This window comes from Thermus tenuipuniceus (genome assembly GCF_002964845.1).
GTDB lineage: Bacteria > Deinococcota > Deinococci > Deinococcales > Thermaceae > Thermus > Thermus tenuipuniceus.
Window position 1 is genome coordinate 24,213 of record NZ_KZ672972.1, and the last position, 7,597, is coordinate 31,809.

Consider the following 7,597-nt stretch of genomic DNA (forward strand, 5'->3'; position numbering starts at 1 on the left):
GTATGCGCGTGGGTGTCCTGAGGGGCTTCCTGTCCCGGCGATACCTGGGCTTTTGGGAAGCGTATTTAAAGGCCTTGGGGGTGGAGGTGGTGCGGGCGGAGGTGCCGCCTGCCCGCCACCAGCCCTACTGCCTGCCGGTGCAGGGGCTTTTGGCCCAGGTGGAGGCCCTGAAGACCCAAGGGGTGGACTACCTGCTCCTTCCCGACCTCCAAGGGGGGGTGGAGTCGGAAAAGGGCGGGGGGCAGTGCCCGTGGCTTCTGGACCTCGAGGCCACCCTCCTCCGTTACTTTCCGGGGCTTCCCCCGGTGCTCAAGGTGCCCGCGGAGCTTTCCGAGCGGGTCCTGGGCCGGGCGGGGGAGGTGGGCCACCTCCTCACCCAGAACCCCATGCTGGTGGGGCGGGCCCTGGACCGGGTGCGGGGGCTTTTGAAACCTCCTCCTCCCCTCAAGACCCTCCTGGGGAGCGTGGGGGTGGTGGCCCAGCCCTACCTCCTCGAGGACGAATCCTTCCGCAAGGCGGTAGAGGAGGCCTTGGCTCGGGAGGGGCTCATCCCCTACTTCCCGGACCTGCCCCCGGAGAAGCTCAGGGAGGAGGGGGATAGGCTCCTCCCCATGGACCTTCCCACCGATCGGGAGCTGGTGGGTATGGTCCACTACCTCCACCGCCTGGGCCGGGTGAAGGGCCTTTTGCTGGTGGTTTCCTACGCCTGCCCGCCCATTCCCGGGCTCTTGCGCAAGGCGGTGCGGCGGCTTGCCAAGCCCTACCGCCTCCTCACCCTGGGGGAAGACTGGGGCGAGGCCTTGCGAGGGCTCAAGGAAGAGCTGGCCGGTGCGTGAGCCAGGCCCCCTTCCCCGGGGACGGATGGGGTAGACTGTGGATCATGACCGGTCGGTCAGTTCTGTTGCGCCGCCTGCTCCCCTATCTGGCCCGCTACCGGACCCGGTACCTCCTGGGGGTGCTCTCCGGCCTGGCCTCCATCTTCTTCTTCGTCCTCTCCCCGTACTTCCTGCGCAAGACCATCGATGCTGTGGGGCACGGGGGCCCCTACGGGCACTATGTCCTCTGGCTCCTCCTTTCCGCCGCGGCCACCGCCCTGCTTTCCTACCTCATGCGCCGCCTCTCGGTGGCCGCCAGCCGTCAGGTGGAGTATGACCTCAGGAGGGACCTCTTCCGCCACCTCCTTTCTCTGGACCGGAGTTTCTACCACCAGACCCGGGTGGGCGACCTCATGAACCGCCTGAACACCGATCTCTCCGCGGTGCGGGAGATGGTGGGGCCGGGGATCATGATGGGTAGCCGCCTTTCCTTCCTGGTGCTCCTGGCCTTCCTTTCCATGTATGCGGTGAATGTGAGGCTGGCCTTGTACCTCACCTTGATCCTTCCCTTGATTGCCCTGGCCATGGTTTACCTGCTCCGCCTCGTGGACCGCCGTTACCGGGAGGCCCAGGAGGCCTTTGACCGGATCAGCACCCTGGCCCAGGAGGCCTTTAGCGGCATCCGGGTGGTGAAGGGGTATGCCCTGGAGGGGCGCATGCTATCCCGCTTCCAGGAGCTGAACCGCATCTACATGGGTAAGAGCCTGGCCCTGGCCAAGGTGGAGGGGCCCATGCAGGCCCTTCTGGGCTTTCTCATGGGGTTTGCCTTCCTCACCGTCCTCTGGGTGGGCGGGGGGATGGTGGTCCGGGGGGAGATGAGCGTGGGCGAGCTGGTGCAGTTCAACGCCTACCTGGCCCAGCTCACCTGGCCCATATTGGGCCTCGGCTGGGTGATGGCCATGTACCAGCGGGGTTTTACCAGCTTGAAAAGGCTTTTGGAGCTTCTGGACCGGGAGCCCGCCGTTCGCGACGAGGACCCCCTGCCCCTTTCCGTGGCCGATCTTTCCGGGGAGGTGCGCCTCGAGGGGGTGGGCCTTTGGCGGGATGGGCGCTGGCTTCTTAAAGACCTCACCCTCACCGTCCCCGAGGGCATGACCCTGGGGATCACCGGGCGCACGGGCTCGGGGAAAAGCCTCCTTACCGCCCTCGTACCCCGCCTTTTGGATCCCACGGAGGGACGGGTCTACGTGGGGGGGTATGAGGCGCGGAGGATCCCCCTGGCCACCCTGCGCCAGGCGGTGGGGGTGGCCCCCCAGGAGCCCTTCCTATTTAGCGAAACCATTCTAGAAAATATCGCCTTCGGTCTGGAAACCCTGGATCGGGAACGGGTGGAGTGGGCGGCCAGGCTTGCTGGCGTCCACGAGGAGATCCTCGCCTTCCCCAGGGGGTACGAAACCGTGCTGGGGGAGCGGGGGGTGACCCTATCGGGTGGCCAGCGGCAGCGGGTGGCCCTGGCCCGGGCCTTGGCCAAGGGGCCCAAGATCCTCATCCTGGACGATGCCCTAAGCGCCGTGGACACGGAAACCGAGGCCAGGATCCTTCAGGGCTTGAAAGGGGTCCTAGGCCGCCAGACCACCTTCCTCATCTCCCACCGCACCGCCACCCTGCGCCATGCGGACTGGATCATCGTTCTGGACGAGGGAAGGATCGTGGAGGAGGGTACCCATGAAAGCCTCCTCGAGGCTGGGGGCCTCTATGCCGAGCTGGACCGCATCCAGCGCATGGAGGCGGAGGTGGAGGGATGACCCCCGAGGACGCCTACAGCAAGGCCTTTGACCGGGTGCTCTTTGCCCGCATCCTCCAGTACGTGAGGCCCTACCGGGCCCAGGTGGCCTTGGCCCTTCTCTTCCTCCTCCTCACCACCCTCACCGCCGCCCTCACCCCCCTCTTTTTCAAATGGGCCATCGACGGGGCCCTGGTGCCCAAGGAGGCCAAGCCCCTGGCGGAGCGCTTCTCCCTTCTCCTTTGGGTGAGCCTGGGCTTCCTCCTGGTGCGGGGGGTGAACTTCGCCGCCACCTACGGCCAGACCTACCTGATCCAGTGGGTGGGGCAAAGGGTGCTCTTCGACTTAAGGAGCGCCCTCTTCAGCAAGCTCATGCGCCTGCACCCCGGGTTCTACGACAAGAACCCCGTGGGCCGCCTCATGACCCGCATCACCTCGGACGTGGACGCCATTAACCAGTTCATCACCGGGGGGCTCGTGGGGGTCATCGCCGACCTCTTCACCATCCTGGGCCTCTTGGCCTTCATGGTGGCCTTAAGCCCCAAGCTCACCCTGGTGGTTCTCCTGGTGGTGCCCGTGCTCCTTGGGGTCACCGCCTGGGTGCGGAACGGCATGCGCACCGCTTACCGGGAGATGCGCCTGCGCCTGGCCCGCCTTAATGCGGCCCTGCAGGAAAACCTTTCCGGGGTGGAAACCATCCAGCTTTTCGTGAAGGAAAGGGAACGGGAGGAGAAGTTTGACCGCCTTGGCCGGGACCTTCTCGAGGCCTGGGTGGAGATCGTGCGCTGGTTTGCCCTCTTCTTTCCCGTGGTGGGGTTTTTAGGGGATCTGGCGGTGGCGGGCCTCCTCTTCTACGGCGGGGGCGAGGTGGTGCGGGGGGTGGCCACCTTGGGGCTTCTGGTGGCCTTCGTGGACTACACCCGCCAGCTTTTCCAGCCCCTGCAGGACCTTTCGGATAAGTTCAACCTCTTCCAGGGAGCCATGGCCAGCGCCGAGCGCATCTTCGGGGTTTTGGACACGGAGGAGGAGCTCAAGGACCCGGAAAATCCCAAACCCATCGCCCGCTTCCGGGGGGAGGTGGAGTTTCAAGGGGTCTGGCTGGCCTACACCCCCAAGGGGGTGGAGCCCACGGAAAAGGACTGGGTGCTCAAGGGGGTTTCCTTCCGCATCGCTCCGGGGGAGAAGGTGGCCCTGGTGGGGGCCACGGGGGCGGGGAAGACCAGCGTGGTGAGCCTCATCGCCCGCTTCTACGACCCCCAAAGGGGCCGGGTGCTCATCGATGGGGAGGATGTGCGGAACTACCGCCAGGAGGAGCTAAGGCGGCACGTGGGCATTGTGCTCCAGGACCCCTTCCTCTTCTCCGGCACCATCCTGGACAACCTGCGCCTCTTTGACGAGAACATCCCCGAGGAGAAGGTGGAGGAGGTGGCCCGCTTTTTGGGCGTGCACGAGGCCATCCTGCGCCTGCCCCAGGGCTACCACACCCGGGTGGGGGAGCGGGGGGCAGGGCTTTCCACGGGGGAGAAGCAGCTTCTGGCCCTGGTGCGGGCCCTTCTGGCCAGCCCCGATATCCTCCTCATCCTGGACGAGGCCACGGCCAACGTGGACTCGGAGACGGAACGGCGTCTCCAAGAGGCCCTCTACAAGGCCATCGAGGGGAGGACCTCCCTTATCATCGCCCACCGCCTTTCCACTATCCGCCGGGTGGACCGCATCCTGGTCTTCAGAAGAGGGCGCCTGGTGGAGGAGGGTACCCACGAGGAGCTTCTCCAGAAAGGGGGCTACTATGCCACCCTGTACCGGCTCCAGTACGCGGAGGGCTAGGCCATGACCTACCGGGAGGCCACGGGGTGGCTCTTTGCCCAGCGCCGCCAGGGGGCGCGGGGCACGGGCCGGGTGCGGACCCTCCTGGAGCGCTTGGGGCATCCGGAAGAGGGCTTTGCCGCGGTGCACGTTCTGGGCACCAACGGAAAGGGAAGCGTGGTGGCCTACCTCGAGGCCGCCTTCCGCGCCGCGGGGCTTCCCTATGGCGCCTATACCAGCCCTCACCTCCTGGACTTTCGGGAGAGGATCCGCACCCACCAAGGCCTCATCCCCGAGGAAGAGGTGGTGCGCTTTGTGGCGTGGGCCCAGGGGCAAAGCTGGCCCGAGCCCCCGGGGTTCTTTGACCTGGCCACCGCTTTGGCCTTCGGGCACTTCCGGGAAAGGGGGGTGGCCCTGGCAGCGGTGGAGGCGGGGGTGGGGGGGGAGAAGGACGCCACCAACATCCTCCCCCGGGTGGCCCTCACCGTGCTCACCCACGTGGGAGAGGATCACCTGGAGGCCCTGGGGGGGAGCCTCGAGGGGGTGGCTTGGGAAAAGGCGGGGGCCTTCCGCCCTGGGGTCCCCGTGGTCACGGGGGCGGAAGGGGTGGGCCTCAGGGTGGCCCGGCAGGTGGCGGCGGCGCGGGGGTGCCCCCTCCATGTCCTGGACCCGGAAGCCCCCCTCTTCGCTCTCCCCGTAGCCCCCGCCCTGAAGGGGGCCTTCCAGGAGCCAAACGCCCGGCTGGCGGCGGCGGCCCTGAGGCTCCTGGGCTTTCCCGAAGAGGCCATTGCCCGAGGGCTTCGGGAAGCAAGGCATCCGGGCCGGCTGGAGCGCTTCCTGATAGAGGGGGTGGAGGTCTACCTGGACGGGGCCCACAACCCCCCGGCGGCCCAGGCCTTGGCCCGGGAGTTTCCCGCCTACCACCTGGTCTTCGGCGCCTTCCCCCGCAAGGACGTGCGGGGGGTGCTGGCCCACCTCCTCCCCAAGGCCAAAAGCGTCCGCTACACCCGGGCCGGGGAGGGAGCCATGGGGGAGGAGCTGGGAGAGCCCTTCTTGGAAGCGCCCTTGGAGGCCCTTCAGCACGCGCTGGAGGCCGCGCGGGCGGACGGCCTCCCCGTCCTAGCCACGGGCTCCTTGTACCTGGTGGGGGCCCTAAGGGAAAGGCTCCTTAGGAACCTCCCGGCCGAAGAGCCTTAGGAAGACGGTCTCCAGGCTGGGCTCCCCCCGGGAGACCTCCAGCACCTCCGCGGGCACCCGGGGCAGGGCCTCCTTGAGGGCCGCCCACTCCCCCAGGAAGACCAAGCGGTCCTTCCCCTCCGCCAGCCACCCCGGGCCCAGGGCCTCCGCCAGGGCCTCGGCCACGGGCTCGGCCAGGCGGAGGAGGTACCCCTCCCCCGCCCACTCCCGCAGGAGGGCCCGGGTGGGCCCTTCCCGAAAGAGCCTTCCCCCCTTGAGGAAGGCCACCCGGTCGCTCACCCGCTCCACCGTGGCCAGGTCGTGGGAGGTGAGGAGGATGCCGATCCCCTCCCCCTTGAGGCTCAGGAGGATGGCCTCCAGCTCCCCCCGGCTCACCGGGTCCAAGCCCAGGGTGGGCTCGTCCAGGAGGAGGAAGCGGGGCCTTAGGGCGAGGGCCAGGGCCAAGGCGGCCTTCTGTTGCATGCCCCGGGAGAGGGAGGCCAAAGGGGCATGGAGGCGCTCCTTCAGGCCAAAGCGCTCCAGCCAGTGGAGGAAGCGGGGGCGCACCTCCTTGGGGCTAAGCCCCCGGATGCCCCCGAAGTAGAGGGCGTTGGCCAGGAGGGGGAGGTTGAGGTAGAGGTTGCGGCTTCCCTCCAGGAGGACCCCGAACTCGTGCCCCTGGGGCCTGCGCCGCCTGCCCTCTTCTTCCAACAGCACCTCCCCCTCCTCCGGGAGGAGGAGGCCCAGGATCACCTTCACCAGGGTGGTCTTGCCCGCCCCATTGGGGCCAAGAAGGCCCAGCACCTCCCCCGCCCGTAGCTCCAGGCTCACCCCGGCCAGGGCCTGTACCGGGCCGAAGCGCTTGTGGACGTTTTGCACCAGCAGGCGCATCAGTACCTCCCCAAAAGGCCCCGCAAGCGGACCAATCGGTACATGAAGCTTAAAGCCAGGAAGCCAGTTCCCAGAAGGAGCAGGCTCTGGGCGAGGGCGAAGAGGGCCACCTCACCCTTCCACACCCCTCCCGTAAGGCTTTGAGAAAGCAGGTGGGCTGCCGGGGCCAGGGGGAGGTAAACCATGTGGCCTTGCCAGTTGGCCACGGAGAAGAAGTAGAGAAGAAGACCAAACTGGATAATCATGAAGAAACTCAGAATACGCTTAAAATAAAGGGCCAAGGCGGCCATGGTAAGAGAAAACCCAAGCGCTCCCAGAGCTAGCAAGCTAATAGCTACCGGCCAGAAAGCCTGGGGGTTCAGGGGGATGCCTGTTATCAAGGCGAGCACCCCTATGAGGATAGCTGTTCTGAACAGGTTGAAAAGCGTATCCGAAAATCCTCTTAGAACGAGCTGGATCAAGAGGCCCCCACGGGCAAGGGCTAAATGTTCCAAAGTGCCGCGATCCGCTTCCTGTGATATGGCAAAGGCTAGAGCTTGAAACGTTCCGACTACGCTGTTAAAAGCGGCGTACATTAGGAGGATATTCCCCCCGTGACCAATATGTGGGCGTGTGTCTGAGGGAGAGAGGGAGGTTAGAGCCATCCATATAGCGTAGAAAAAGACCGCGTCCGCAAAAAGACCCGCCAGCTGATTGGGCAGATAAACCCTCGCAGCAATAAGGGTTAGCCGAACCTCGGCTAGGAACTGGTGGGCGAGCTTCACGATGCACCTCCTCTAGGAAATCCCAAGATGAGCCCGGGCTCATCTTGGGGGTTGCTGGGTAGGCTATTTAGGGCCGGAATTGCTCCCACAGATAAAGATGCCGCACCCCAGAGGCTCAGCAGACCTAGTCGGTTTTACAATATACCGCATCTTTCACCTCCTTTCCCTAGCCCGTGCAGGGCCTGGCCGGGCCCGTAGCCTCATCCCCTGCACGTCAAGATACAGAGGGGAAGGTAACCTCCACGTAACTCATTGGTTTCTCATAAAACCCCTTGGGCGTTGCGAGGGAGTTACGTTTCCTAGCTCAAAACTTGCACCTCCCGAATACCCTGCATAAACACCCCCTTCCCCCCGCAGGCGGGGGC

At 65.9% G+C, this 7,597-nt stretch carries 6 protein-coding genes; 4 read left to right on the forward strand and 2 right to left on the reverse strand.

The window, feature by feature from the left end; translation table 11 throughout:
- Nucleotides 1–2: 2 nt before the first annotated feature.
- The 4 genes from C2847_RS05080 to C2847_RS05095 are packed head-to-tail and all read left to right on the forward strand — an operon-like array spanning nt 3 to nt 5,598.
- Nucleotides 3–836, forward strand: a complete 834-nt coding sequence (locus C2847_RS05080) for a hypothetical protein (protein WP_105317379.1) — start codon at nt 3–5, stop codon at nt 834–836.
- A gap of 44 nt (nt 837–880) precedes the next feature.
- The gene (locus tag C2847_RS05085) at nt 881–2,620 is read left to right on the forward strand and encodes an ABC transporter ATP-binding protein (RefSeq protein ID WP_105317380.1); all 1,740 of its coding nucleotides are present in this window, start codon (nt 881–883) and stop codon (nt 2,618–2,620) included.
- Nucleotides 2,617–4,422: an ABC transporter ATP-binding protein gene (locus tag C2847_RS05090; RefSeq protein WP_105317381.1), complete on the forward strand. Its 1,806-nt coding sequence runs from the start codon at nt 2,617–2,619 to the stop codon at nt 4,420–4,422. The genes C2847_RS05085 and C2847_RS05090 overlap by 4 nt, the downstream gene beginning before the upstream one ends.
- A 3-nt stretch (nt 4,423–4,425) precedes the next feature.
- The gene (locus C2847_RS05095; protein ID WP_105317382.1) at nt 4,426–5,598 is read left to right on the forward strand and encodes a bifunctional folylpolyglutamate synthase/dihydrofolate synthase; all 1,173 of its coding nucleotides are present in this window, start codon (nt 4,426–4,428) and stop codon (nt 5,596–5,598) included.
- On the opposite strand, the gene C2847_RS05100 is transcribed toward C2847_RS05095, so the two are convergent.
- Both C2847_RS05100 and C2847_RS05105 read right to left on the reverse strand, forming a co-directional pair.
- Nucleotides 5,554–6,468 carry an ABC transporter ATP-binding protein gene (locus tag C2847_RS05100; RefSeq protein ID WP_105317383.1) on the reverse strand — a complete coding sequence of 305 codons (915 nt, stop codon included), beginning with the start codon at nt 6,466–6,468 and terminating at the stop codon, nt 5,554–5,556. The genes C2847_RS05095 and C2847_RS05100 overlap by 45 nt on opposite strands.
- Nucleotides 6,468–7,232 carry a hypothetical protein gene (locus tag C2847_RS05105; protein ID WP_105317384.1) on the reverse strand — a complete coding sequence of 255 codons (765 nt, stop codon included), beginning with the start codon at nt 7,230–7,232 and terminating at the stop codon, nt 6,468–6,470. Before C2847_RS05105 ends, C2847_RS05100 begins: the two co-directional genes overlap by 1 nt.
- Nucleotides 7,233–7,597: the final 365 nt, after the last annotated feature.

What these genes read in the sequence shown, in the direction of transcription:
- C2847_RS05095 (WP_105317382.1), top strand. Translation starts at nt 4,426, where the DNA reads ATGACCTACCGGGAGGCCACGGGGTGGCTCTTTGCCCAGCGCCGCCAG.
- C2847_RS05085 (WP_105317380.1), top strand. Translation starts at nt 881, where the DNA reads ATGACCGGTCGGTCAGTTCTGTTGCGCCGCCTGCTCCCCTATCTGGCC.
- C2847_RS05100 (WP_105317383.1), bottom strand. Translation starts at nt 6,468, where the DNA reads ATGCGCCTGCTGGTGCAAAACGTCCACAAGCGCTTCGGCCCGGTACAG.
- C2847_RS05080 (WP_105317379.1), top strand. Translation starts at nt 3, where the DNA reads ATGCGCGTGGGTGTCCTGAGGGGCTTCCTGTCCCGGCGATACCTGGGC.
- C2847_RS05090 (WP_105317381.1), top strand. Translation starts at nt 2,617, where the DNA reads ATGACCCCCGAGGACGCCTACAGCAAGGCCTTTGACCGGGTGCTCTTT.